Source organism: Patiriisocius marinus, from assembly GCF_008974325.1.
GTDB lineage: Bacteria > Bacteroidota > Bacteroidia > Flavobacteriales > Flavobacteriaceae > Patiriisocius > Patiriisocius marinus.
In genome coordinates this window covers 244,393-270,308 of the sequence record NZ_BKCG01000003.1, presented here as the reverse complement: position 1 = coordinate 270,308, position 25,916 = coordinate 244,393, and the positions used below count along the sequence as shown (strand labels likewise).

Here is a 25,916-nt window from a genome sequence, read left to right as displayed (position 1 = left end):
AATATTATTATCTAAATTTCATTAATCTGCTAATTCACAATAGTTATCTTCGCGTACTATTTTTTATATCATTCACCTAATTGATATGAAGCAGCTACATCTATGTTAGAAGATCAAAATAAGCCAGATAATACTCGTATAATTTCTCCAGAAGAATTGGATAAATGTATTTCAGTATTAGAACATTTAGCAGTTGACACCAATCAATTATTTGAACTTTCAGAAGAAAAAAGAACCGCATTATTAAAGGCTTCCGGAATGTTGTCTCGTCCTAGCAGAGATGAGTTTAAACGTAGAAAGAAAGATGCTAAAAAAGCGGCAAAACGTAAAATGATTGCCAAAGATAAGCACGCAAGAAAAACAACAGGAATTAGATCTGCTCGCGAAGCTGCTTTATTTGTGGCTCCAAAATTATTGGCAGCAGCTGAAATACCTAATGAAACTTTAGAGCTAGAATCTCCAAGAAATTGCTATGTGTGTAAAACGATGTACACTAAATTACATCATTTTTATGATACTATGTGTATTGATTGTGGTGATTTAAATTACGCTAAACGTTTTCAAACTACAGATTTAACAGATCAAGTTGCTGTAATTACTGGTTCTCGTTTAAAAATAGGATATCACATTACCTTAATGTTATTACGCTCTGGAGCTACTGTGGTTGCTACAACTCGTTTTCCAGCAGATTCTGCTATCAGATTTTCTAAAGAAGATGATTATAACCAATGGAGTGATAGACTACATATCCATGGACTTGATTTAAGACATATACCTAGCGTAGAAATTTTCTGTAATTACATTGAACAGAAATACGATAGATTAGATATATTAATAAATAATGCAGCGCAAACAGTAAGAAGACCTTCAGGGTTTTATTTTCATCTAATGGAAAATGAAAAATTACCCGTTGATCAACTTCCTAAATTAGCACAACCTTTATTAAATGATCATATAAGTTGTTTGAAAGAATTAACGGACTTAAGTATTTCTACCTCTAAAACGAGTAAAAACAATGTATTACCTGTTACTTGGCACGGGCCGGAACCAGGAATAGGTTTGCGTAATTCAGCTGAATTATCTCAAATTCCATATAGTTTTGATAATTCATTGCAAGCTTCTGAAGTATTTCCAGAAGGAGAACTCGATGCAGATTTACAACAAGTCGATTTACGTAAAACAAATAGCTGGCGCTTAAAATTAGGGGAAATTGAAACTACTGAAATGGTAGAAGTACAGCTAGTTAATGCTGTAGCTCCATTTGTATTGTGTAATCGATTGTCAAATTTAATGATGAAAGAAAATACAGGTAAAAAACATATTATTAATGTTTCGGCAATGGAAGGGAAGTTTCATCGATTTAAAAAAGAAGATAGACATCCTCATACTAATATGGCTAAAGCAGCCTTAAATATGCTTACACATACTTCTTCAGCTACGTTTGCTAAGTATGGTATATATATGAATGCTGTAGATACAGGTTGGGTTACAGATGAAGATCCAGCCGAATTATCTAAGAAAAAAGTGGCAATTCACGATTTCCAACCCCCTTTGGATATTGTTGATGGTGCTGCTAGAGTGATGGATCCACTTATAGATGGAATTAATACAGGTAAACACTGGAGTGGTAAATTTTTAAAAGATTATTTTCCAATTGATTGGTAGCTGTAAAAGCATTAGAATATGCTTTTTTACAAATCATGTTTTATAACGTCTTGAACATCTTTTGGATCTTGAATAACCAAGAATCTCATAAAAATATAGATGCCTAAAATATGTCCCAGTGCTATAAACAACGTACAACTATCACATTGTAAATACAATTGGTTCATTGAGGTTAAAGCAACAATAGCAACACATGTTATAATAGCTACTAATAATTTAATTCCATACCTATAAGCATCAGAAACGTACAAATAATAAGAAACTAAATAATAGATAATCAATCCAGTAACTGGAAGTGAAATAATTAATTTAGAATCTGGTAGTACATCTATAATTAGACTTGAAAATGAAAAAATCAAGTAACAGATTAATAGCGATGCAATTATAAAAGGGTATGATAATGCGTTTTTCCACTTAATTTTTATTTCAAATACATACTCTTTCAATGCGAGAGAGGAAAGTATTGTATATAAAAAAATGCATATGCAGATATATGAGAAGTTCTTTGTGAAGTCTGTATAAATCATATAATCTGCAATCATTAAACATACTACACTTACCAAAAAGTAAATATTAGGCATATTTAACCTTCTACTGAAAATTTCATATAAATATGGCACAATAATAAAAACCAATGATATTGGGAGTACTATACTTAGATACTTTAAATCGAAAAATAAACTAGTAATTATTACAGCTGCGCTGCTTAAATAAATGAAGTACTTTAATGGATTCAGGGGTGTAATTTTAAAAATTAACGGGGGCAATAAATATATTATTTTTTTAAACGCTTGTTAAATTTATTTTTAAAAAGATGAAATATATATTCAATATAAATAAGACTTTGAAGATCGTGGCACTATAATTGAATGATATTTAGTAATTATTAAAATTAAATATAATACTATTATGAGTAAAGGAACAGTAAAATTTTTCAACGACACAAAAGGATTTGGATTTATTACAGAAGAAGGAGTTGAAAAAGACCACTTTGTACACATTTCAGGATTGATAGACGAAATTCGCGAAGGCGATGTAGTTGAGTTCGATTTGAAAGAAGGTAACAAAGGATTAAATGCAGTAAATGTAAAAGTTATCTAATATATACTTCAAGTTTCTCAAAACTCCCATCAACGTATTGATGGGAGTTTTTTTATGCTGAAATTTTAAATTCAAAAGACCTTAAAAAATGATAAAAAAATGAAAATTATGACATTGGTCAGGTTTTATGTTTTATCATCGAAAACACTATTTTCAAACACATTAATTACACCTTTATTTAATATAATTGCATTTTAAAATTTACCATATGAAAAGTCGAATTAGTTTATTCATTATATGTTGTTCATTTAGTGTTTTAGCACAAGATAATAATACATCACCCAAGTTTGAACAAGTTATTTTAGATAGTAAGCCAGCATTTATTAATGTACAAACCGGTGAAATCGTATCAGAAATACCTAATGGAAGTTCGCATAGTTTAAACACTTCAATGAAGGCTACAAAGGCATCAGTTCAAACATCTAGTGGAAATCTAAATGCGACGTCACATAAAGTTGCAAAAGGAGAAACATTGTATTCTATTTCTAAAAAATACGGAATTTCACTTGCCACATTAAAAGAGTTAAACTCATCTGCAGCTATTAATGCTTTGAGTATTGGTCAAGAAATAATTGTTAAAAAAGGAACAACAGCAGCTACTTCACCTACGAGTGATTACATTGTAAAGAAAGGAGAAACGTTATATTCTATTTCTAGAAAATTCAATATTTCTGTAAGTGATTTAAAAAGTAAGAATAACTTAACAACATCAATGCTTTCTATAGGTCAAACTTTAAAAGTGAACTAATACATCAGGGTTCAATTTTATATTATATTTTAACGAGTAACTATTATTATAGGTGCTCGTTTTTTATGCTAACAATTAAGGTTTATAGCTAATTTCCATAGTTAATTCAATATATTTGAGAAGCTTTAATATCGCAATTATGAATATCAGAAAAATCATTTTCCTATTAGCTTTAGCTATAAGTTTTCCTTCAATTTCGCAAGAAATTGCACCATCTCAAACCTTTTGGGACACATTGAAATCGCATTGCGGTAATGCCTACGAAGGTAGTTTAGCTCTGCCTGAAGAAGATAAAGATTTTGGGGGTAAAAAACTTGTAATGCACTTTAGAGCGTGTAGTGATAATGAAATTCGAATTCCTTTTTACGTTGGCGATGACAAATCGCGAACTTGGATTTTGACCAAAATGAATGATATTATAACTTTAAAGCACGATCACCGTCACGAAGATGGTACAGAGGATGAAATTAATTTTTATGGAGGAACAGCAAGTAATGTTGGGAAAGCAGATCTTCAATTTTTCCCAGCTGACACGCAAACTCAAAAAATGATTCCAGCCGCTGCAACTAATGTTTGGTGGATTACAATTGACGATAAAATATTTACATATAATTTAAAAAGAATAGGGACAGAGCGTATTTTCAAAGTAGTGATGGATTTAACTAAAACTATTGAAAAACCAGAAGCTCCTTGGGGTTGGAAAGAATAAAATTTCTTCTGAAATATAACAAACTTAATTAATGTTATATTTCATTGAAAATAGTAATGAAGTGTTAATTTATGTACATTCCTGTGTTAAAAATTCTACACTAATAAGCAGCTAATTTCTATAAACACTACCTTTATAATATCCAATGTTTAAAAACTTGATTGCTTACTATTGTAAGTAAAATTTCAGAAAAAAATGGATAAATTATAAAGTAATGAAAAATACTGAATTTGCAATTTTAGACCTTGTGTTAGTTTCAGAAGGTCAAAGTCTTAAACAAACATTCAATAATGCCCTTAACTTAGCTCAACACTGTGAATCGTTTGGTTACAAGCGTTATTGGTTAGCAGAACATCATAATTCTAAAACAATAGGGAGTAGTGCAACTTCAATATTAATAGGTTATATCGCAGAAGGAACAACAACATTGCGAGTAGGTTCAGGAGGTATTATGTTACCTAATCATTCTCCATTGATAATTGCAGAACAATTTGGAACACTTGCTTCTATTTATCCAAATCGTATTGATTTAGGGTTAGGAAGAGCTCCTGGAACTGATAGGGAGACTGCGCAGGCAATTAGATCAGATTTTATGCAAGCTGCTCAATCATTTCCAAATGAGATTGCAAAAATTGAAACATATTTCTCATTGGAAAACGCTGTTTCTAATGTTCGTGCTACTGTAGCAGAAGGTGTCAATGTGCCAATTTATATTTTAGGATCAAGTACTGATAGCGCACATTTAGCTGCCAAAAAAGGATTGCCATATGCTTTTGCAAGTCACTTTGCAAAAACTCATTTAGATAATGCAATAGCAATTTATCGCGACGAATTTCAACCTTCAGAAAAACTAGACAAGCCTTATGTAATCGCTGGAGTAAATATTGTTATAGCAGATACAGATAAAGAAGCCGAACGCTTATCTACATCTTTAATTAAAATGATTGTTGGCATATTTACAGGTAAACGAGATTATGTAAAACCTCCAGAAGCTATGACGGACGAGTATAGAGAGATACTTAAACACCCTCAAGTAAATCAAATGCTGAAATATTCATTTATTGGAAGTAAAGAAACCGTAAAAACACAGGTGAAAGATTTCTTGGAACAAACTCATGCAGACGAACTTATTGCAGTTTCAAATATCTATGATGTTAATGATAGAATACGCTCTTACGAACTGTTTGCTGAAATTATGAAAGAGTTGAATTAAAACAAGATACAACTAACAACAACCTTTAAAGGGATTATTAAGAGTATAAAATTAAAAATACTCCTGTCATAATTCCCGCTAGTGGAATCAACTTTTTACGCTTGTTCTTTTCTTTAAATATAATTCCACCAATAACAACTGCAATAATAATTTGGCTTCGTTTAATAGCTGAAAGTAACATAATCAATGCATCAGAATCTTGAAGTGCTTTAAAATAAAAATAATCTGCAGCTTGTAATAAAACTCCTACGGCTATAATGGACCACCTAAATTTAAATGCCTTTCTCTTTTCGGCATAAGGAAACCAAGTGATAGTTAGGATTACAAGCAGTATTAGTATCGTGTAATAACAAAACCAAAATTGAAGTGTTTGTGGGTTTAAGCTTAAAAATTGAACCAAATACTTATCATATAAACCACTACTAGCACCTAAAAATGTAGCACCTATAATAGCAAATATCCATTTGTTATTTTTGAAATTAATACCTTCCTTTTGTCCTATTCTTGAATACAACATCACCGAAAATATAATTAAGCAAAAACCAACCCATTGATATGCATTTGGACTTTCTTTATAAATAACCATAGCGCCAATAAAAGTAAAGAATGGACCTGCAGAGCGAATAGGGGTGACAATGGTAATAGGCAAGTGCTTTAAAGCTTGATAAGCTAAAACCCAAGAGCTTGCCATAATAAGTGATTTAATAAAAATAAAACCGTGTATTTTCCAAGTTATAGATTGAAAATTATAACCATGTTCCAGCGCATATTCGGGATAGAACTTTGCTAACAGATAGAAAATTGCCACAAATAAAAATCCGCTAGAAACGGTACCTAAGAGTACAGGAAAAACCTCGTTACCTTGTACAGCATGCTTCTTACATAAGTTGTGTAAACCTAAAAATAATGCTGCCAATAAACCTAAATACATCCACATGCCGCGAATATACTTTTTTAAGGAAAGGTGTTATTAATATTCTAACATAAATTATCTAAGTTACACCTAAATTAAAAAGGGGTGGAAATTTATTCTCAGACTTAAAATGTGTGACGCTGCTCAGCAGTTGACGATGCGTTTAGTAGGTTGTTAAATTCACGAATACTATTAAAATTACTTGTTATAGCTCCAGATACTGCAATTCCCGAAACACCAGTTTCTAAAAGAGCCGTAACATCATTTAATGTTATACCACCAACAGCTAAAATGGGAGTTCCTGTTTTTAAAACATCAGTGATAGCAGTGTAACCTTGTAAACCTAATACTGGAGGTAAGTTTTCTTTAGTAGTAGTTTCTCTAAATGGACCTAAACTAATATAATTAACTTGTTTGTCTAGTAGCGTTTCGCAATCTTGAAACGTATTTGCAGTACCACCTATAATTTGCCAAGTATGTAGATGTTTTCTAACAAAAGTAGGGCAGGAGTCACTCATTCCTAAGTGAACACCATCAGCTTTCACCTCTTTTGCTATTTTATAATTATCGTTAATTAGTAGTCTTGTTTGAAAATGAGAGGTAATTTCTCTTGCCTCTTGTGCCCATTTTAAAAATTTCTTATCCGAAATATTCTTCAATCGTAATTGCACTAATTCAGCTCCAGAAGTACAAGCTTTTTGAATATTTTCAAGATGTTCTTTTGGAGTATTTCCTTGCGATATATAGTGTAACTTAGGAATCATTGATTATGAATATTTCTTATAAATTTAAAATCAGTTATATCTTAAACAGATACCTTTTTGGAATACTCCATAAAAAACGACTCAAAACGTTTAATTTTTGGCGTTATTTCTTCAGCGTAGACAACAAATTGACTTTTTTTAATAAATTGTTCGGCAGATAATAGAGCTGCATAAGCAGATTGCTGATAAAGAAATTCAGCATCATCAATGCTTACAATTTTAATTTCCGAAGTACTTAAACTATTAGCTAAAAACAGCTTATTTAACGCTTTAGGTGTAGAAATAAGAATGTCAACACCCATAAATATTTCAGATTTCTGAACATCAATATGTAGCTGCTCGTAACTAGCATACACTCGCATGGCACTATATTTAAGATGTGATATAAAGGCATCGTGTAAATCTAAAGCACGTTGCTTATCTTCAACAATAACAATAGCTCTAGGCTGTTGCCCAACAGATTTACACTTTAATTTATGTAAAGTAGTAAGGATTAAAGTGGTTGTTTTTCCACTACCTTTTGGCCCAATACAGTACACATTAGCACCACTTTTAATTACAGGAATACTTTTACTTTGTAGTGGAGTGGGCGTTTCTATTTCTAGATCGACCAACTTCTCTTGAATATCTGGATGTAATTTTTTAAAAGGCATATCGGGTAGTGATAAAGGTATTAGTATAATTACGGCAAATATACTAGCTATCGTATGGATTCACTGCCTTAAATAACATTAAATCAAGTTAGTTTGCGATATTGATTTTTTTGATTTTATATGTTGCTGATAGTAGCTTCACATATACCCTTTGAAAACACTCAATTAAAAGGTTATAACTATATTTATACGGTAAAAACATTTAAATGAAATCACTATTTTTTAGTGTTATAACACTAGTTACTTTAAGCTTAATGGCTCAAAATAATGAGATTGAAGGTACATATTATGAGAGTAGTGGAAATCCAGAAGGAGGTACAACTTTTATAGTAATGCCAAATCATACTTTTGTTGTTGCTTATTTTGGAGGATTCCAAAAAGGAACTTGGGAAGCTACAGATAACTACTACACATTTACGTACCATTCAGAACCTAAATTCGTGCTTTATGGTCGTAAAAATCCTACACTTAGAGACTCGGTATTTATTAATTTCTCAGTTGAAGCTAATTTAAAATACGCTGTACGTATTAATGCTACCAAAAATAAAAGCTTCAATCCTATATTTAACGATGGTGCTAATTGCTTTAGTTATCCATATCGCTATAATCAAACTGAACCTGTTAAAACGATAGATGCCTATGCTCCAGCAATAGTTGAATATTATTTAGGCGAACCACAAGGATCTTCTGAGCTATATAGTTATGCAATTGAGCACGATTATAATGAATACTTACTCACAGGTCTGCCAAGTACATATTCAAATGGAGGGTCATTTAAAGCGGTATTTGAAAATAATGAGTTAATTTTAGGAGAAGGGAAGAGTATTAAAAAAAGTGGTGAATTAAAAGATATTAGCGAAGAGGATCTCCTGTTTATTACAGCGCATACTGAAAATGAAATATTACCTAAAGTATTAGAATATGGCAATGAGTTTTTTCCTTATTTTGATGAAACAAATCAATCTAATCTTATCCCTTTTACTAGAATAGAAGCAATACGTTCTATACCAAAATTCCCATTACAAATAAATAAAAAAAGCTTATTCATAGTCACTTGTGAAGACTAAAATAAATAAATTCTCTATTTGAATTAATTATTCGCTTAAACAATCTTAATGTGTTTTTAATCAGCTTTTTAGTAAATAAAAAGGTTCAATAAATCGTTTGTTTAAAACGAACTAATGAACCATTAGAATTGAATTGTTTTTTATAAAGCTTAGAAGTTTATGTCTGTAAAATTATTCACTTTCTGTAGCTAGTGTATCGGCCATTTCCATAGCTTCATCCATACCTATATTTACAGGTACTGAATCCTTTAGAGCTGTAAATTTTTTAACACGTTCTAGGTCATCTTCTTCACCAGAAAAGTATGGAAATACATCCATAATAGGGGACTCTGAAACTGCAGGAATTGAAAATTCACCCATAGTATCTTTCATAACCTCCATAGTGTTCTCAAAAGCTTCTTTAACGTCGTTAGCTTGTACTAATAAGTATTGGTTTGACTTTCGCTCTTTACCACTTTCTTCATCAAAGGCAATAAGGGAAACACGAGACTTAAACCATCTATCTGAATTTTCAAAAGGGTGAATCTCCGCATAGTTTGCTACTTTGATATTTGTAATTTTAATTTCGTCACTATCTGTTAGATATGCGGACATTTCCTCTGTAATTCTAGCTTCAGCTTCTGTATATGAAATAGCGTCCACTAAAAACGGTTCTGTTTTCATTTTCTGTACGCCAGTTGTTTGATCAAATTTTCTATATTTTACTTTACATTCATACCAAGTTGCACTCATATCATTTTTTGTTTTAAGGATGCCAAATATAGCGCAACGATTTAGCCGAAATACTCTAAAACTAGAATAGATATTCACAAATTTAAGAAGGAGATTTTAGAAGTTTTACTGTGAGGAAGTTAGCATTCAAATTCTAATGTTTAAGACGACTAAATTTGAAAGAATTAAAATTAATAAACAAAATTGTGTATATAAATAACAATAGTAAATACCAGCTATTAGACACCAAATCAACATAATCAATTTTACCTTTTGTAAAACTTAAAATCATTAAAACTTGAGCTCCGTAAGGGAGAAGCCCTTGAAAAATACAAGCGAAAATATCTAAAATAGAAGCTGTTTTTTTATTGTCTAGCGCATACTCATCGTTTATTTTTTTAGCAATTGGTCCAGCTATAATTATAGATACGGTATTATTTGCTATTGCCATATTTATAGTGCTTACTAATGCACCAATACCTAGTTGAGCAGTTGTTTTATTACTAATCAGTTTTTTAATATTAATTAATAGAAATTCGATTCCGCCATTCCGCTCCACTAAAGCTGCTAACCCCCCTGTAAGTAATGATAATAGAAATATTTCTGTCATATTGGTAAAACCTGTGTAAGCAATTTTAGTAGATTCAATAAGAGTGAAATCACCATAAAGAATACCTAAAATACCTGCTGAAATTACACCTAATAATAAAGTAGCAAACACATTCAAACCAATAATAGAAAGGATAATTACCAAAACATATGGAATTATTTTTACAACAGAATAATCATATCCTACAGTTTCAGTTTCGGTTGCTTCTAATCCTAAACCCTGAAAAATTAAAATAATAATAGTAAGTAAAGCAGCGGGTAAAACTATCTTGACATTTTCTTTAAACTTATCGCTCATTTTTGTTCCCAACGATTGTGTTGCTGCAATAGTAGTATCTGAAATCACCGATAAGTTATCACCAAACATACTTCCTCCTAATAAAGCTCCACATAGAATTGCTAACTCTACGTTGCTCTTATCTGCAAATCCCACTACAATAGGAGTTAAAGCTACAATTGCACCAACAGAAGTTCCTGTTGAAACTGATAAAAAACCTGCAATTATAAATATACCAACGTATATATATTCTATAGCGATGTAATCTAAGCCAAGATTTACAATAGTATCCACACTTCCAGTTGCATTTGTTATGGCAGCAAATGCCCCCGCAAGCAAATAGATTAAGCACATGGTTAGTATTTTATCATCCCCACATCCCTTTAATAGAGTATTTATTTTAGAATTTAATGATTGTTTAAATAAAAGAAAAGCAACTATAATTCCGGTTATAACAGCAATAGGAGCTGGTAAGGCGTAAAAATCATTTTGATTTATACCAACACCTAAAAATGTAAAAACAAATACAAAAAGGGGAATTAGTGCTGAAAATTTTGAAGTACTCTTTTTAATATTTGCCATATTCTTTTTTTTCTAAAAAAGTTGATAGCAGCAAATAACTAGAAGTATGAGTTAACATTTTTTCCAAGTAATTGGCTTATCTATTTAGCACCTTGCTTGTTAATGCAGGTTGCTATCTCCTTTTTTGAGATTCTTGATAATTTATTAAGGGCGGCAAATTTAGCGCATTAAACGAGATGCGATTCTAAAAAAGAGTTAATTTCTACTTAATGTTTAGTTGGATTTTTAACAATTACTGAAATGTAATTAAAAATAAAATTAGTTATCCATTAAGCTGAATTATAGATGTAATTACTTGTGACTTATCTATTATTCTTAAAAAGCTTAGAAATAGCTTTTAAAAAGCGTGCTTTTAATTCCGTTTTAGACTTAGGGTTAGATGCTTTAACTGTTGTAGTTGCAATAGGCTTATCTTCGGTTGTAACCGCAATATCATATACAGCAGCTTGAATTGTGTATGTAATTACTTCTTTAGTATCATATGTTAAGTTTTCTTCATCAATAGGCCCTAATTTTAAAGGCTCTAATGAATTCATATAATTATGAAGTGATTTTTTAAGTACAGTATCAACACTAACAGATTTTTGAGAAGCGAATAATACTTTGTCAATATTTCTATGTTTACACTCTAAAACAAACTGTTTAATTTCATCTTGAGAATGCGTTTTTTTATATTCTAAATTTGGAAAAAGATTATGCATTTTTAATGCTGAAATGCCCCGTTGCATTAAAACTAGGGAAGCTTCATTTTCAAAATCCTTTTGTAGTTTACTATCTTCGGTGTTGGCAAAAACGAGTATTCTATCAATCTTTTGGTTTTTAAAATCGTCTGAAAGCCATTGAGATGAAGTCATCTTAGATGATGAACAGCTTGTAGTTACAATAGCAATTAGTAGAAGTAGTGTAATTTTATTCATCGTTTGAGCTTTTTATGCAAGTTAATTAAATTACTAAATATTAAATAATCTTAGTAGTCTTTTAAAAACAGCTAATCCATATCAAGTACAAAAGTAATAACATCCATAAAAATAGGAGAGTTGTGGTATTATAAATATTAGACAATGGAATAAAATATTACTATATCGGTTAAAAAATAAAAGTCCTGCAGCAAACTGCTACAGGACTAATAATATGTTAAAGATATTATGTCTTATTTTACAATAGAAACATCAATTCTTCTATTTTTTGCTCTTCCTTCTGGAGTTGCATTATCTGCAATAGGTTCAACAGAACCCATTCCTTTTGTTCCTATTCTTGAAGCATCAATACCTTTTTCTACTAAATTAGCTTTTACTGCTAAAGCTCTACTAGCTGATAATTTGTTGTTTCCTTCAACAGATCCAGTGTTGTCAGTGTGACCTCTAAAAAGCACTTTCACATCTGGATAAGCTTTCATAATAGCAACAACGTTTTCAATTTGATTAATGGATTCATTACTCAATGAAGAAGAACCAGTATTGAAATACAATCTATCAAAAGCATAGTATTTTCCAGCTTCGAACTTTCCATCTTTGATATAGCTTAAAAAGTTATCTTCAAATCCTCCTTCAGGGATATTTAATTTAGTACCGTTAGGTAAATCTGAACTAAAGAACTTTCCAATTACGTCACCAAAAGCATTTACAAAGTTCCCAGAAGCATCTTTAATACCACCAGTAACAGTTGTAATTGCATTTCCTGCAGCATCCACAGCGTTTCCTGCAGCGTCAACTGTTGAGTCAACTGCATTTCCTGCAGCATCAACAACAGAGTTTCCAGCGTTAGTTACTGTTCCTGTAGTTTCATTAGCAGCATCTGTTACATTATCTAATATGCTTTTATCACTATCACATCCTTTTAGGAAAAAGAATAGAAACAATAAAGCTAAAATTCCGATAGCCCAAGGCAATATTTTTTTCAATAATGAACCACCTGCTTTTGCAGCTCCCGTTGCAGCTCCAGTTGCGGCACCTGCAACTTTACCAGCATCACCAGCTAATCCAGCTGCACCACCAACTACTTTTCCTGCTCCGTCATAAGCGGCTTTTCCAGCTCCACTTACAGCACCAGCAGCAGCAGCTCCAGCTTTCCCTGCGCCATCATAAGCAGCTTTACCAGCACCACTAACAGCTCCGGCAGCAGCGCCAGCAACTTTTCCTGCACCGTCTAATGCAGCTTTTCCTGTATTACCAGCAAAACCTAAAGCTCCACTTGCTAAATCTCCTAATTTATTTGAAATACCTGAAAAGGAAGCTAGACCTAATAAAGAGGTTAAACCTGCAGGAGCAAATTTGTCTAAAAAACTTCCTTGATTTGATAATAGGCCTACAAATGAACCTAAATCTAAACCTTCTGCTTTTTGCTTTCCTAATACTCCGCTAATCATAGAACCAGCAACACTCAATAATGATGAAGACTTGTCTTTATCTATTCCAGCTAATGAACTTACCATATCAATAACACCAGTCGCTTTATCTCCTAAAGCCATTGTTACTAAATCTTGCCCTTTAGTAAGTAAACCTTCAGATTCTGCTGGGTTAGTACTTAAATTAGCTAAACCTGCTAATTCACTTCCATTTCCAAGCATATTAAATATTGATGCTGCACCTTCTTTAGATGATGCTTTATCCATAATTCCACCTAATAATGCAGGTGCTGCTGCCATTAATCCTTTTTGTATTGAGCCTGAATTATCTCCACCTCCAATTAATCCGGTTACTTTTTCAAGTACGCCATCAGTTAATTGTTGTTTAAATAAATCGAGTAAATTGATTGCCATTTATGTTTGTTTTAAATTAGTATTGTTGCAAATATATTTTTATATCTCGTACAACAATTTTAACAATAATGGTATTCTATAAACGGCAATTATTAAACGTCTAAAGGCCTAATGTATTTATGATTAGTTAGTTGATAATTTGAATAATTTGGTTTTCAACGGTTAAAATGGTCTTTTAATAACTTCTGAAATGTGCTTTTTGTAAGAAAAGGGGAGTACGATTATTAATTTATATAGCTACAAATTACTTCTATTATTAATAATAGATTAAACTATAAAAATAAACAGTTAAACTTTAAGTGTATCTACAGAAATGATCAATTGATATTTCAGCTAATTAGATGTAATATCAATTTTACAAGTTGTATTGTCTGAACAAATGAAGTTAAACCTTGTGTAAAAATCATTTTTTTAACAAAAAATAAGCTTTGTTAAAAATAAAATGTACATTTGTTTAACAATGAAGAAATACAGTATTATAGCATCAATTATCGAAATCGTGATTATTAGTCACGAAAGTTAAGGATGCCTATAAATTAAAATATATTTAAAGCCATCCATTGGGATGGTTTTTTTTTTGATTTATTTTAGAATCAATATCAATGAAAACAAACAGCTTAAATACAATCATAGCGATGACAAACCTATTAATCAATATTATTATTATTATTAGCATTATTATTTTACCCCATAAGGTGAGAGAGTAATTGTATTGATATAATATGAAAGCCCTTCTCAATTACTGAGAAGGGCTTTTTTTTTTGAATAAAAACTAAGTAATAAAACAATGTATTACAATAGCGACACAATAATATTTTTAGATGGCCAGTGGGTAAAAGCCCAAAACGGTAAAATCAATTTATATAGCCAAACACTTCACTATGGAGTGGGTGTTTTTGAAGGAATAAGATCTTATAAAACAGAAAATGGTACAAGTATTTATAAAGCTAAAGAACACTTTGAACGTCTACATTATTCAGCTGAAAAGATGCATATTAAATTAAATTATACAGTGGAAGAGTTGATTGATTTAAGTTACCGATTACTTGAAAAGAATTCCTTAGAAGACGCTTATATCCGTCCTTTGGTTTATGTAGGCGAAAATATGGCACTTCAGCCTTCAGAAGAAGTTCACGTACTGCTTTCTGCTTGGAAATGGGGAAGATATTTAGGCGATAAACAACTCAAATTGATGACATCTTCTTTTCAAAGACCCAATCCAAAATCTTGTTTTGTAGAAGCTAAAGTATGCGGTCATTATACCAATTCAATAGTAGCAACAACAGAAGCCAAACAAAATGGATTTGATGAAGCTTTACTTTTAGATATGAACGAAAATGTCGCTGAAGGACCAGGAGCGAACTTCTTCTATGAGAGAGAAGGTAAATTATTTACGGCTCCATTAGGAAATATTCTTTCAGGAATAACACGTCAAACAATATTTGAGTTAGCTAATGAATTAGGTTTTGAAGTAATAGAAAAGTTTTTTACACCAGAAGATGTATACAACGCAGATGGTGCTTTTTTTACAGGAACAGCCGCTGAAGTGGCTGCAATTGGTAGTCTTGACAATCACAGATTCAATTTGCCTTGGAAAAAAAGTATTGGTTATCAATTAGCTACAGCATATCAAAAATGCGTTCAAATAAAATAAATTGAAAATGGAATTAAATAAATATAGTAAACGTGTAACACAAGACGATTCTCAACCAGCAGCAAAAGCAATGTTACATGCTATTGGTTTAACAAAAGAAGATTTTAAAAAACCATTTGTGGGTATCGCTAGTACAGGCTACGAAGGTAATCCTTGCAATATGCATTTAAACAATTTAGCACTTGATGTAAAACAAGGAACAAAAAATGCAAATTTAGTAGGACTAATTTATAATACCATTGGTGTAAGTGACGGAATTTCTATGGGTACACCAGGAATGAGATATTCTTTACCATCACGAGACGTGATAGCAGATTCAATGGAAACTGTAGTAGAAGGAATGTCTTATGATGCTTTGGTAACTGTAGTTGGTTGTGACAAAAATATGCCTGGAGCATTAATGGCAATGCTTAGAACAAATAGACCTGGCGTTTTAGTTTATGGAGGTACAATTGCCTCTGGTTGTCATAAAGATAAAAAGCTCGATGTAGTATCTGCCTTTGAAGCTTGGGGACAAAAAGTAGCTGGTAAAATTGATGATGAAGAATATCAAAATATAATAGAAAAAGCCTGTCCAGGAGCAGGTGCTTGTGGAGGAATGTACACTGCAAATACAATGGCATCTGCCATAGAAGCATTAGGAATGTCACTTCCCTACAATTCATCAAACCCAGCATTGGGGAAAGAGAAAAAAATAGAAAGTATAACAGCAGGTGAAGCTGTACGATTATTACTCGAAAAAGATATCAAACCAAAAGATATTGTTACCAAAAAAGCATTAGAAAACGCTATTAGATTAGTAACAATAATGGGAGGATCTACCAATGCCATTTTACACTTTTTGGCTATTGCAAGAACAGCAGAAGTTGATTTTACTTTAGATGACTTTCAAAGAATTGCAGATTCCACACCATTTTTAGCCGACTTAAAGCCTAGTGGTCAATATTTAATGGAAGACGTTCACGACATAGGTGGCATACCTGCTGTTTTAAAATATTTATTAAAAAATGGTTTGCTTCACGGTGATTGTTTAACCGTAACAGGAAAAACGTTAGCTGATAACCTCGGAAATGTTCCAGATTTAAAAGTAGGTCAAGAAATAATAAAACCCCTTAATAACCCAATAAAAGAAACAGGACACTTAAGAATACTAAAAGGGAATTTATCACCAAAAGGTGCTGTGGCAAAAATTACAGGAAAGGAAGGATTGAAATTTACAGGAACTGCAAAGGTTTTTAATTCTGAATATGATGCAAATGATGGTATTAGAGATGGGAAAGTAATTAAAGGAGATGTAGTAGTCATAAGGTATGAAGGTCCTAAAGGAGGCCCAGGAATGCCCGAAATGCTTAAACCCACCGCTGCAATTATTGGTGCTGGTTTAGGAAATGATGTTGCTTTAATAACTGATGGAAGGTTTTCTGGTGGAACTCACGGTTTTGTAGTAGGACACATTTCACCAGAAGCACAAGTAGGAGGTCCAATAGCTCTTATAGAAAATGGTGATTTAATAACCATTGATGCTATTAACAATACAATTGACTTTAATATTTCAGAAGAAGAACTTTTAAAACGAAAGGCTAACTGGAAACAACCAGAATTAAAGCATAAAAAAGGCGTGTTATATAAATATGCTAAAACTGTTTCTTGTGCATCTGAAGGTTGTGTGACAGACGAATTTTAATTAAAAATAAGCCAATAATAAAATGGAAAATTTAGCAATAAAAACAAATATTAGAAAACAATTAATGACCGGTTCTCAAGCTGTTGTACATTCATTGATAGCAGAAGGAGTAGATTTAATATTTGGTTATCCTGGTGGTGCTATTATGCCGGTTTATGATGCACTTTATGATGTCGAGGATAAAATAACTCACATTTTAACTAGACACGAACAAGGTGCAACGCACGCAGCTCAAGGTTTTGCGAGAGCAACAGGAAAAGTAGGTGTATGTTTAGCAACATCAGGTCCAGGTGCAACAAATTTAATTACAGGAATTGCAGATGCACAAATTGATTCTACGCCTTTAGTCTGTATTACTGGACAAGTTACAAGTCATTTATTGGGTACTGATGCTTTTCAAGAAACAGATATTATAGGTATTTCTATGCCAGTTACTAAATGGAATTTTCAAGTAACTAGAGCAGAAGAAATCCCTTTTGCTTTGGCAAAAGCTTTTTTTATAGCTAAAAGTGGAAGGCCAGGACCTGTTTTAATTGATATCACTAAAGATGCGCAATTTGAAACACTACATTTTGACTATAAACCTTTTAAAGGAATGAGAAGTTATGTTCCAACTCCAAAATTAAATTTAGATAAGGTAAAAGAAGCAGCTACATTAATCAATTCAGCAAAAAAACCATTTGTTCTTTTTGGCCAAGGTGTTCTTTTAGCGCGGGCAGAAAAGGAATTTAAAGAATTTATTGAAAAGGCAGGATTACCTTCTGCTTGGACTATAATGGGTTTGTCTGCATTGGATTCTGACCATTACTTAAATGTTGGAATGTTAGGAATGCATGGCAATTATGCTCCTAATAAGTTAACCAATGAGTGTGATGTCTTAATAGCGATTGGAATGCGTTTTGATGACCGAGTTACTGGCGATTTAAATCGCTATGCCAAACAGGCAAAAGTGATTCATATAGAAATTGACCCTGCGGAAATAGATAAAAATGTAAAAACAGATGTTGCAGTCTTAGGTAATGCCAAAGAAAGTCTAAAAGCTTTAATCGATTTGGTAATTAAAAAGGAACATAAAGACTGGTTAGAAAATTTCAGAAAATTAGAAAAAGAAGAATATAATGAAGTAATTAAAAAAGAGCTAAATCCAAAAGCAAAATTAATGTCTATGGGCGAAGTGATTAACAAAATAAACCTGTATTCAAACCAAAAAAATATTATTGTATCAGATGTAGGTCAACATCAAATGATTGCTTGTCGATATGCTAAATTTAAGCAAACGCGATCATCAATAACTTCTGGAGGTTTGGGAACTATGGGCTTTTGCTTGCCAGCAGCCATTGGAGCAAAAATGGGAATGCCTGATACACAAGTTATTGGTATCATAGGAGATGGTGGTTTTCAAATGACCATACAAGAATTAGGAACTATTTTCCAATTTAAAACAGCCGTAAAAATTGTGTTATTGAACAATGAATTTTTAGGAATGGTAAGGCAATGGCAAGAACTGTTTTTTGATAAAAGATATGCTTCAACAACAATGGTCAATCCAGATTTTCAAACCATTGTAAAAGGCTATGGGATTAAAGTTAAAAAAATTAATAAGAGAGAACATTTAGAAGAAGCAATTAAAGAAATGTTGTCTTACGAGGGCTCTTACTTTCTTGAAGTAATGGTTGGTAAAGAAAACAACGTGTTTCCAATGATAGCAACTGGTGCTTCGGTATCAGAAATAAGATTAAAATAAAAAGTATGGATAAGAAAAGATTTACAATTTCTGTATTTACTGAAGATGTTGTGGGAATTCTCAATAGAGTGTCAATTATTTTCACAAGACGGAAAATTAATGTAGAAAGTATAGCCGCTTCTGAAAGTGAAATTAAAAATATATACCGATATACTATTGTAATTACAGAAACAGAAAACCAAGTTAAAAAAGTGGTTGGCCAATTAGAAAAACAAGTTGAAGTAGTGAAAGCGGTCTTCCATACAGATTCAGAAATAGTGCATCAAGAAATTGCATTGTACAAAATAAAAACTGGTGTTTTAGCTTCTGGCGGAAATGCAGAAAAAATAGTTCGTTCGCATAATGCAAGAGTGCTATCTGTTGAAACAGAATTTTCAGTCATTGAAAAAACGGGACACAAAGAAGAAACACAGCAATTATTTGACGAATTACAACCTTTCGGAATTTTAGAATTTGTAAGATCAGGTAGAGTCGCAATTACAAAACCAATGAAAACATTATCCTCAATAGTACTTCAGTTAGAAGAACTTGTAAAAAATTAAAAATATCATGAAAAACTATTTCAATACATTATCATTAAGAGAGCAATTGACACAATTAGGAAAATGTGATTTTATGAATGTTTCAGAATTTGAAAATGGAGTAACTGCTTTAAAAGAAAAAAAAATAGTCATTATAGGTTGTGGCGCACAAGGATTAAACCAAGGTTTAAATATGAGAGATTCTGGTTTAGATGTTTGTTATACCTTGAGAACAGGTGCTATTAAAGAGCAAAGACAATCTTTTAAAAATGCAACTGAAAACAAGTTTAAAGTAGGGGATTATGATGAAATGATTCCTACGGCAGATTTAGTTATCAACCTCACACCAGATAAACAACATACAGATGTGGTGAGCAAAGTAATGCCATTAATGAAAAAAGGAGCAGCTTTATCTTATTCACACGGGTTTAATATTGTAGAAGAAGGAATGAAAATACGTGAAGATATAACTGTAATAATGATGGCCCCAAAATCACCTGGTTCTGAAGTAAGAGAAGAATATAAAAAAGGATTTGGTGTACCTACTTTAATTGCTGTTCATCCAGAAAACGATCCTCATAATAAAGGTTTAGAGTTAGCGAAAGCTTATGCAGTTGCCACTGGAGGTGATAAGGCTGGTGTTCTAAATTCTTCTTTTGTAGCCGAAGTTAAATCAGATTTGATGGGAGAGCAAACGATACTTTGTGGTGTGTTACAGACAGCCTCCATTTTATGTTTTGACAAAATGTTAGAAAAGGGAATTGAAGGAGCTTATGCGGCTAAGTTCATTCAATACGGTTGGGAAACGTTGACCGAAGCTTTAAAACATGGAGGCTTAACAAATATGATGGACAGACTTACTAATCCAGCAAAAATAAAAGCCTTTGAATTATCTGAAGAGCTAAAAACAATTATGACACCTTTATTCAATAAACATATGGATGATATTATGTCTGGGGAATTTTCAAAAGGAATGATGGAAGATTGGGCTAATAATGATAAAGATTTACTGAAATGGAGAAAAGAAACAGGAAAAACAACTTTTGAACAAACTAAAATAACTGATGCTGAAATTAGTGAACAAGAGTTTTTTGACCATGGTACGCTATTAGTAGCCTTTTTAAAAGCAGGGGTAGAGTTAGCCTTTGAAACTATGACAGCTTCAGGAATAAAAGCGGAATCCGCTTACTATGAATCACTTCACGAAGTCCCGTTAATAGCCAATACTATAGCTCGAAAAAAACTATATGAAATGAATAATGTGATTTCTGATACCGCAGAATATGGTTGCTATTTATTTGATCATGCATGTAAACCATTACTAACTAGTTTTATGAAAAACATTGAAACAGATCTTATCGGAGAACATTTTTCAACGACTAATCAAATAGACAACCAACAATTAATAGCGGTAAACAAAACTTTAAGAAATCATCCTATTGAAATAGTAGGAGCTACATTGAGAAGTTCTATGACAGCAATGCAAAACTTACATTAATGAACACCCCTACAAATTATGTTACTTTAAGGAATGTTCAAAGAGCCGCGGCGCTATTGAGTAATGTTGTTTTAGAAACTCCATTACAAAAAAATCAATATCTCTCTAAAAAATACGACGCCAATATTGAATTTAAAAGGGAAGACTTACAGGAAGTACGATCCTATAAAATAAGAGGCGCTTACCATAAAATAGCATCACTAACACCTGAAGCTTTAAAACAAGGTGTAGTTTGTGCAAGTGCAGGCAACCACGCACAAGGTGTAGCCTACTCTTGCAAACAAAATAAAATAAAAGGGGTAATATTTATGCCAACACCCACATCAAATCAGAAAATAGAACAAGTAAAAATGTTTGGTGGCATCTATGTTGAACTTGTTATTATTGGTGATACTTATGATGATGCTTATGATTCGGCTATACAGTATTGCAATGATAATGGGATGTCATTTGTACATCCATTTGATGATATTAAAGTTATTGAAGGGCAGGGAACAATTGCCATAGAAATTTTAAACACTACCAAAAAGCCTATAGATTATTTATTTTTACCTGTGGGCGGTGGTGGTTTGGCCGCTGGTGTTTCTAGTGTTTTTAAAGAAATTTCTCCCAACACAAAAATTATAGGAGTAGAGCCTGAAGGTGCACCTTCGATGTCTACTTCAATGAAAATCGGTATAAATACTAAAATTAAAGATATAGATAAATTTATTGATGGCGCTTCTGTCCAAAAAGTAGGTGATTTAAACTTTGAGATATGTAAAAATAACCTTGATGAAATGGTTACTGTACCTGAAGGAAAAGTGTGCCAAACCATTTTAGATTTATACAATAAAAATGCAATTGTAGTAGAACCAGCAGGAGCACTAACCACAGCTGTTTTAGACCAATTTTCTTCAGAGATAAAAGGTAAAAATGTTGTTTGTTTAGTTAGTGGATCTAATAATGACATCAGCCGTACTGAAGAAATTAGAGAACGTGCTTTATTATATTCTGGACACAAACATTATTTTATTGTAAAATTTCCGCAGAGATCTGGCGCTTTACGCGAATTTTTAACTGAAGTATTAGGTCCTAATGATGATATTACACACTTTGAATATTCTAAAAATCACAATAGGAATTCTGGTCCTGCTGTAGTTGGTCTAGAATTACCAAATCCAAATGATATTAATGAACTTATAGAGAGGATGAAAATTAAAAATTTCTATGGAGAGTATTTAAACGACAAGCCAGATTTATTTCAAATTCTCGTTTAATATATAGATAATGATATTTTAGTAAGTTGATTAACTACATTACATTTGGGGTGCTTGTATTCTAAGTAATTATTTTAGTACTAGGAGGTAATAGATGTTATTCAGAAATGTTAACTTTTGATTTTAGTTATTTATTATTTAAACCGAAATTTAAGATTAAGTTCATTTTGCAATTGGGGCTTGCATACAATGCTCAGGAATACCGAATCCATCGACTAAAGTACCTATATGTGGTCGCAATTCTGTAGAAAGTCGTTCTACACGTTTGCGCAATGCCTTAGACTTAGTACCGCTAATATAGCCTTGTTCTAAATACCAAGAAGCATCTTTTTTTAATTCATTCAGAGCATACAAAACACCTAGTTTTTCAAATAATAATCTGTTTTTCTCTTCTTCAATTGTAGCTGTAAAATCAATATAAGTGTTGTAAGCCAGTTCTACACTGTAAGCTTTTCCTAGTTCAAGCAAATGTGTTTGTACTTTTAAAAAGGCTTGATAAGAAGGGATTCCCTTTTTTACGTAATCTCTAATTCGCATTGCAATAGTATAGGTAAGCCTTCTGGTACGATAATCAAATGCATCTTTATGAAACTTAGAACTATACAAATGCACTGTATCTACGTTATTTGTATAAGCTGGATTAATAGTTGTTAATGTATCACTAATTCTTGCTCCTAATAATTTAAGGACAGCCGTAAAACCATCACTATTAAGTTCAGATTTAAAGTCTGATAAAACTCCCTTTGCAGCTAATTGCAACAATACGTGGTTATCACCCTCAAAAGTTGTGAAAATATCTACGTCGCCTTTTAGATCAGCAATTTGATTTTCCATCAAATATCCTTTTCCACCGCAGGCTTCTCTACATTCTTGTATGGTATCATTTGCAAACCAAGTAATGATAGATTTAAGTCCGGCAACTTGTGTTTCTACTTTTCGTTTGTCTGGCACTGTAGTATCACTATACAGTTTCATCATATGTGTGAGTGTAATATCATACACATAACAACTAGCAATTGCAGGAGTTAACCTTAATTGGTGGCTTGGATAATCCATTAACAAATCTTCCTGCACCTTTATACTATCATTAAATTGTCTTCTTTTTAAAGCGTGTTTTACTGCAATAGCTAAGGCTTTTTTAGCGCCTCCAAGTCCTGCACGAGCAACACAAATTCTACCACCCACTAACGTGCCTAACATAGTAAAGAAACGTTTACTTGGGTTTTCTATATCAGAATGATACCTACCTTTTGGGGTGATATCACCGTATTTATTTAATAAATTCTCTCTAGGTACGCGTACTTGATGAAACCATATTTTACCATTATCTACACCATTAAGACCTAGTTTGTACCCATTATCTTCAATAGTTACACCTGGCATTAATTTATGCTCTGCATCCCGAATATTAACTAAAATAGCGTGAACTCCATGGTTTTTTCCTTCTACAATTAATTGTGCAAATACAGAAGCCATTGTCGAGTCCAGCGCATTTCCTATATATTCTTTATTGTCATTTTCGCCTGGCGTATGTATAACAATACTGTCTGTTTCTTTATCAAATGTCGCTGTGGTTTTAATGCCTCTTACATTAGAACCATGTCCAGTTTCAGTCATAGCAAAACAACCTAAAATAGTTGCTTTACCGGTTTCAGATAGGTAAGTGTCGTGATGTAATTTTGTGCCTAGCTTTTGAATACTACCGCCAAAAAGTCCAAACTGAACTCCAAACTTTATAGCCATACTACCATCTACATACATCATGTTTTCAAATACTGCAGCATAGGCTGGCATATTATCAGTTCCTCCATAGGCTTCAGGGTAGGCCATAGCTCCATATCCTTCTTTGGCAAGAAATGTTACTTGCTTTAAAACGTGTGCTCTAAAAGCTGACTTTTCTCTTCTTATAGACCATTTAAAAATAGGGTCTTTTAAGACGTCCCTAAAAGCATCAACAACAGGTGCGTGTTCTCCCTTTAAAATGTTATCTATTTCTAATGGATTGTAAAAGCTAGATGAAGTTACTTTTATTATTTGTACTTCAAATAAGTGATTATAATGGTTGGGTTGTATACCAAGGTTAATCTCAATGTCTTTTAAATGATTATTAAATGGACACGCTTCAAAATGATGGCAAATCATATTTTGACTAAACGTAGCTAGCGGATAAACATCACTCTCAACTAACTTTATTTTTGAATGAGAAATTACTTGTTTCCAATGTTTAATTTCTTGATAGGAAGGTGGTTTCTTTTTATCTAAGTTTTTTAAAAGATAGGAAAGATCTTCTTTTGTAAGTGTATCATCATTTTTGATGGCGTTTTTTACTACGGAAATCTCAGAATATGACAATAAATCGTCAGACCAAATCACATAAAAGAAAGGGATATATTGTAAAATACCAGCAGTATATGTTGTTGTTTCCATAAAATGAATTTACAACAAATAGTAAACATACTAAAACAAAAATGTGCCTATTGATATTTTACAAAAAGCTATTAAATAAGTAAACGAGTTCCCTTAATTTTGTTATCAGATATACTTTACAAAAAATCTGAAATTTGCTACAAAAAAGACAACAAACACCCCAAGAACAATTTATAGATACAGATTACTTTATCTACTGTTTAGAAGCAGTTGATGATGTGGAGATGGACCAAATAACCGAAGCTCAAAAAAGTCTAGATCAACTGACTATGAGTTATGGTGTTGCCAGTATTTATAAAACATGCGACACTATAGAAGGATTAGAAGATAGCTTGAATGCTTTAATTTTAGATGATCATAATTTTAAAGACTATGAAATTATCTACTTAATTATGGAAGGGGAAGCAAACAGTATTTGTTTGAATAACTATTACTATAGTTTACAAGAAATTGCAGAGGTTTTTGAAGGAAGATTAACAGGAAAAATACTACACTTTTCTAATGCGAAAGTACTAGATTTAGACGAAGAAGAAGCGCAATATTTTCTAGATATTACAGGTGCTAAAGGCGTTTCTGGCTACGGAAATGCGATTAACGATATCACTAGTTCAAACCTTGACAAAGCATTCTTTAACTTATTTAAAGAAGATGATGACATGCTGGCTGTTGTAGAAGAGTTGCATAAAAAGCACTACAATGTATGTAAAGCACTTGATTTTAGATTGTATTATTAAGTTAAGCTTATCAATTTACTTTGACTTTTGAAATAGAAAGCTTACTAAATCTAGTGATAGGTACAATTTAATTCCTACTTAAAGTGGCATAAGAAGAAACCCGTTTGTCATTTTCCATATAATAACTGTAGCTAATATGATGCTCGTCAACTTTAGTAATTATTACAGTACCATTATCAGAACATAATACGGTATTGTCAATATTCAATTCTTTAAAAGTGGCTTTGCGTTTGTCTATATTAATAAGCATCCAATCTCCAGAACAATCTAAACTAGGGTAAAAGATTTTAAAAAGCTCTTGTTTGGTATTTAAAGAAACCTCAATATCCCAAGAATCATGAATATTATATCCTGGCTGAAAACCTATACCAGACCATTTTCCATCGATCCAATTATTATCAGTTTGTTGACCAGAACAACTACTCATCATCATTGTTAATAAAAGTATTAATGTGTAGATATAGTTCATCAATTTTAAAATCTTAATTAATTTTTTAGTCAAATATCAAAGCTACATATATTAACTTAGAACTTTATGGTATGGCTAACAATAAGAAAATTACATTATTTATGCACTTTATCGTAATAATGTAGATTTTTGTAGATTTTAAAATATTCTTTTTTA

At 32.1% G+C, this 25,916-nt stretch carries 22 protein-coding genes and 1 riboswitch; of the genes, 13 read left to right on the top strand and 9 right to left on the bottom strand.

The window, feature by feature from the left end; translation table 11 throughout:
* Positions 1-102 precede the first annotated feature (102 nt).
* From GBH57_RS08165 to GBH57_RS08145, 5 genes are all read left to right on the top strand, one after another.
* Positions 103-1,665, top strand: a complete 1,563-nt coding sequence (locus GBH57_RS08165) for an SDR family NAD(P)-dependent oxidoreductase (protein WP_151673909.1) — start codon at positions 103-105, stop codon at positions 1,663-1,665.
* Between the two features lie 909 nt (positions 1,666-2,574).
* The gene (locus GBH57_RS08160; protein ID WP_151673907.1) at positions 2,575-2,766 is read left to right on the top strand and encodes a cold-shock protein; all 192 of its coding nucleotides are present in this window, start codon (positions 2,575-2,577) and stop codon (positions 2,764-2,766) included.
* A gap of 208 nt (positions 2,767-2,974) precedes the next feature.
* A complete protein-coding gene (locus GBH57_RS08155) occupies positions 2,975-3,514 on the top strand; it encodes a LysM peptidoglycan-binding domain-containing protein (protein ID WP_151673905.1) in 540 nt (179 codons plus the stop codon).
* A gap of 139 nt (positions 3,515-3,653) precedes the next feature.
* Positions 3,654-4,223: a hypothetical protein gene (locus GBH57_RS08150; RefSeq protein WP_151673903.1), complete on the top strand. Its 570-nt coding sequence runs from the start codon at positions 3,654-3,656 to the stop codon at positions 4,221-4,223.
* Between the two features lie 214 nt (positions 4,224-4,437).
* The gene (locus GBH57_RS08145) at positions 4,438-5,436 is read left to right on the top strand and encodes an LLM class flavin-dependent oxidoreductase (RefSeq protein WP_151673901.1); all 999 of its coding nucleotides are present in this window, start codon (positions 4,438-4,440) and stop codon (positions 5,434-5,436) included.
* Between the two features lie 37 nt (positions 5,437-5,473).
* On the opposite strand, the gene GBH57_RS08140 is transcribed toward GBH57_RS08145, so the two are convergent.
* The 3 genes from GBH57_RS08140 to GBH57_RS08130 all read right to left on the bottom strand — a co-directional run bounded on the left by GBH57_RS08140 (position 5,474) and on the right by GBH57_RS08130 (position 7,766).
* The gene (locus GBH57_RS08140; RefSeq protein WP_151673899.1) at positions 5,474-6,373 is read right to left on the bottom strand and encodes an EamA family transporter; all 900 of its coding nucleotides are present in this window, start codon (positions 6,371-6,373) and stop codon (positions 5,474-5,476) included.
* Positions 6,374-6,474: 101 nt separating this feature from the next.
* The gene (gene thiE, locus GBH57_RS08135; protein ID WP_151673897.1) at positions 6,475-7,113 is read right to left on the bottom strand and encodes a thiamine phosphate synthase; all 639 of its coding nucleotides are present in this window, start codon (positions 7,111-7,113) and stop codon (positions 6,475-6,477) included.
* A gap of 41 nt (positions 7,114-7,154) precedes the next feature.
* Entirely contained in the window at positions 7,155-7,766 is a 612-nt protein-coding gene (locus GBH57_RS08130; protein ID WP_151673895.1) for a DEAD/DEAH box helicase, read from the bottom strand.
* A 206-nt stretch (positions 7,767-7,972) separates the two neighbouring features.
* Here GBH57_RS08130 and GBH57_RS08125 point away from each other — a divergent pair, with 206 nt between their 5' ends.
* Entirely contained in the window at positions 7,973-8,833 is an 861-nt protein-coding gene (locus GBH57_RS08125) for a hypothetical protein (protein WP_151673893.1), read from the top strand.
* A gap of 171 nt (positions 8,834-9,004) precedes the next feature.
* Here the strand turns inward: GBH57_RS08125 and GBH57_RS08120 are convergent, their stop codons facing one another.
* The 4 genes from GBH57_RS08120 to GBH57_RS08105 all read right to left on the bottom strand — a co-directional run bounded on the left by GBH57_RS08120 (position 9,005) and on the right by GBH57_RS08105 (position 13,770).
* Complete coding sequence (locus tag GBH57_RS08120; protein ID WP_151673891.1) at positions 9,005-9,565, bottom strand: DUF4494 domain-containing protein; 561 nt, start codon at positions 9,563-9,565, stop codon at positions 9,005-9,007.
* Positions 9,566-9,698: 133 nt separating this feature from the next.
* Positions 9,699-11,012, bottom strand: a complete 1,314-nt coding sequence (locus GBH57_RS08115; protein ID WP_151673889.1) for a Na+/H+ antiporter NhaC family protein — start codon at positions 11,010-11,012, stop codon at positions 9,699-9,701.
* A 47-nt stretch (positions 11,013-11,059) separates the two neighbouring features.
* A riboswitch (SAM-I-IV-variant riboswitch) is annotated at positions 11,060-11,157 on the bottom strand.
* 157 nt (positions 11,158-11,314) lie between these two features.
* Positions 11,315-11,929, bottom strand: a complete 615-nt coding sequence (locus tag GBH57_RS08110) for a hypothetical protein (protein WP_151673887.1) — start codon at positions 11,927-11,929, stop codon at positions 11,315-11,317.
* Between the two features lie 233 nt (positions 11,930-12,162).
* On the bottom strand, positions 12,163-13,770 hold the full coding sequence (locus GBH57_RS08105) for an OmpA family protein (RefSeq protein WP_151673885.1): 1,608 nt from the start codon (positions 13,768-13,770) through the stop codon (positions 12,163-12,165).
* 787 nt (positions 13,771-14,557) lie between these two features.
* Between GBH57_RS08105 and GBH57_RS08100 the strand changes: the two genes are divergently transcribed.
* The 6 genes from GBH57_RS08100 to ilvA are packed head-to-tail and all read left to right on the top strand — an operon-like array spanning position 14,558 to position 22,130.
* The gene (locus tag GBH57_RS08100; protein ID WP_151673883.1) at positions 14,558-15,424 is read left to right on the top strand and encodes a branched-chain amino acid transaminase; all 867 of its coding nucleotides are present in this window, start codon (positions 14,558-14,560) and stop codon (positions 15,422-15,424) included.
* 7 nt (positions 15,425-15,431) lie between these two features.
* A complete protein-coding gene (gene ilvD / locus GBH57_RS08095; RefSeq protein WP_151673881.1) occupies positions 15,432-17,108 on the top strand; it encodes a dihydroxy-acid dehydratase in 1,677 nt (558 codons plus the stop codon).
* 22 nt (positions 17,109-17,130) lie between these two features.
* Positions 17,131-18,852: a biosynthetic-type acetolactate synthase large subunit gene (gene ilvB, locus GBH57_RS08090; protein ID WP_151673879.1), complete on the top strand. Its 1,722-nt coding sequence runs from the start codon at positions 17,131-17,133 to the stop codon at positions 18,850-18,852.
* 5 nt (positions 18,853-18,857) lie between these two features.
* Complete coding sequence (ilvN, locus tag GBH57_RS08085; protein ID WP_151673877.1) at positions 18,858-19,394, top strand: acetolactate synthase small subunit; 537 nt, start codon at positions 18,858-18,860, stop codon at positions 19,392-19,394.
* Positions 19,395-19,401: 7 nt separating this feature from the next.
* Complete coding sequence (gene ilvC, locus GBH57_RS08080; protein ID WP_151673875.1) at positions 19,402-20,871, top strand: ketol-acid reductoisomerase; 1,470 nt, start codon at positions 19,402-19,404, stop codon at positions 20,869-20,871.
* Positions 20,871-22,130, top strand: coding sequence for a threonine ammonia-lyase IlvA (gene ilvA, locus GBH57_RS08075; protein ID WP_151673873.1), 1,260 nt, complete (start codon positions 20,871-20,873; stop codon positions 22,128-22,130). Before ilvC ends, ilvA begins: the two co-directional genes overlap by 1 nt.
* A 162-nt stretch (positions 22,131-22,292) precedes the next feature.
* Here ilvA and GBH57_RS08070 read toward each other — a convergent pair whose 3' ends face one another.
* On the bottom strand, positions 22,293-24,557 hold the full coding sequence (locus tag GBH57_RS08070) for an acyl-CoA dehydrogenase family protein (RefSeq protein WP_151673871.1): 2,265 nt from the start codon (positions 24,555-24,557) through the stop codon (positions 22,293-22,295).
* A gap of 134 nt (positions 24,558-24,691) precedes the next feature.
* On the opposite strand from GBH57_RS08070, the gene GBH57_RS08065 reads away from it, so the two are divergent.
* Positions 24,692-25,291, top strand: coding sequence for a DUF6642 family protein (locus tag GBH57_RS08065; protein ID WP_151673870.1), 600 nt, complete (start codon positions 24,692-24,694; stop codon positions 25,289-25,291).
* A 67-nt stretch (positions 25,292-25,358) separates the two neighbouring features.
* Here GBH57_RS08065 and GBH57_RS08060 read toward each other — a convergent pair whose 3' ends face one another.
* Positions 25,359-25,760: a hypothetical protein gene (locus GBH57_RS08060; RefSeq protein ID WP_151673869.1), complete on the bottom strand. Its 402-nt coding sequence runs from the start codon at positions 25,758-25,760 to the stop codon at positions 25,359-25,361.
* Between the last annotated feature and the right edge of the window lie 156 nt (positions 25,761-25,916).

Coding starts and splice junctions, on each gene's coding strand:
- ilvD (WP_151673881.1), top strand. CDS start 15,432: ATGGAATTAAATAAATATAGTAAACGTGTAACACAAGACGATTCTCAA.
- GBH57_RS08155 (WP_151673905.1), top strand. CDS start 2,975: ATGAAAAGTCGAATTAGTTTATTCATTATATGTTGTTCATTTAGTGTT.
- GBH57_RS08100 (WP_151673883.1), top strand. CDS start 14,558: ATGTATTACAATAGCGACACAATAATATTTTTAGATGGCCAGTGGGTA.
- GBH57_RS08160 (WP_151673907.1), top strand. CDS start 2,575: ATGAGTAAAGGAACAGTAAAATTTTTCAACGACACAAAAGGATTTGGA.
- thiE (WP_151673897.1), bottom strand. CDS start 7,113: ATGATTCCTAAGTTACACTATATATCGCAAGGAAATACTCCAAAAGAA.
- GBH57_RS08060 (WP_151673869.1), bottom strand. CDS start 25,760: ATGAACTATATCTACACATTAATACTTTTATTAACAATGATGATGAGT.
- GBH57_RS08120 (WP_151673891.1), bottom strand. CDS start 9,565: ATGAGTGCAACTTGGTATGAATGTAAAGTAAAATATAGAAAATTTGAT.
- GBH57_RS08145 (WP_151673901.1), top strand. CDS start 4,438: ATGAAAAATACTGAATTTGCAATTTTAGACCTTGTGTTAGTTTCAGAA.
- ilvB (WP_151673879.1), top strand. CDS start 17,131: ATGGAAAATTTAGCAATAAAAACAAATATTAGAAAACAATTAATGACC.
- ilvN (WP_151673877.1), top strand. CDS start 18,858: ATGGATAAGAAAAGATTTACAATTTCTGTATTTACTGAAGATGTTGTG.
- GBH57_RS08140 (WP_151673899.1), bottom strand. CDS start 6,373: ATGTGGATGTATTTAGGTTTATTGGCAGCATTATTTTTAGGTTTACAC.
- GBH57_RS08130 (WP_151673895.1), bottom strand. CDS start 7,766: ATGCCTTTTAAAAAATTACATCCAGATATTCAAGAGAAGTTGGTCGAT.
- GBH57_RS08165 (WP_151673909.1), top strand. CDS start 103: ATGTTAGAAGATCAAAATAAGCCAGATAATACTCGTATAATTTCTCCA.
- GBH57_RS08115 (WP_151673889.1), bottom strand. CDS start 11,012: ATGGCAAATATTAAAAAGAGTACTTCAAAATTTTCAGCACTAATTCCC.
- GBH57_RS08150 (WP_151673903.1), top strand. CDS start 3,654: ATGAATATCAGAAAAATCATTTTCCTATTAGCTTTAGCTATAAGTTTT.
- GBH57_RS08110 (WP_151673887.1), bottom strand. CDS start 11,929: ATGAATAAAATTACACTACTTCTACTAATTGCTATTGTAACTACAAGC.
- ilvA (WP_151673873.1), top strand. CDS start 20,871: ATGAACACCCCTACAAATTATGTTACTTTAAGGAATGTTCAAAGAGCC.
- GBH57_RS08125 (WP_151673893.1), top strand. CDS start 7,973: ATGAAATCACTATTTTTTAGTGTTATAACACTAGTTACTTTAAGCTTA.
- GBH57_RS08070 (WP_151673871.1), bottom strand. CDS start 24,557: ATGGAAACAACAACATATACTGCTGGTATTTTACAATATATCCCTTTC.
- GBH57_RS08105 (WP_151673885.1), bottom strand. CDS start 13,770: ATGGCAATCAATTTACTCGATTTATTTAAACAACAATTAACTGATGGC.
- ilvC (WP_151673875.1), top strand. CDS start 19,402: ATGAAAAACTATTTCAATACATTATCATTAAGAGAGCAATTGACACAA.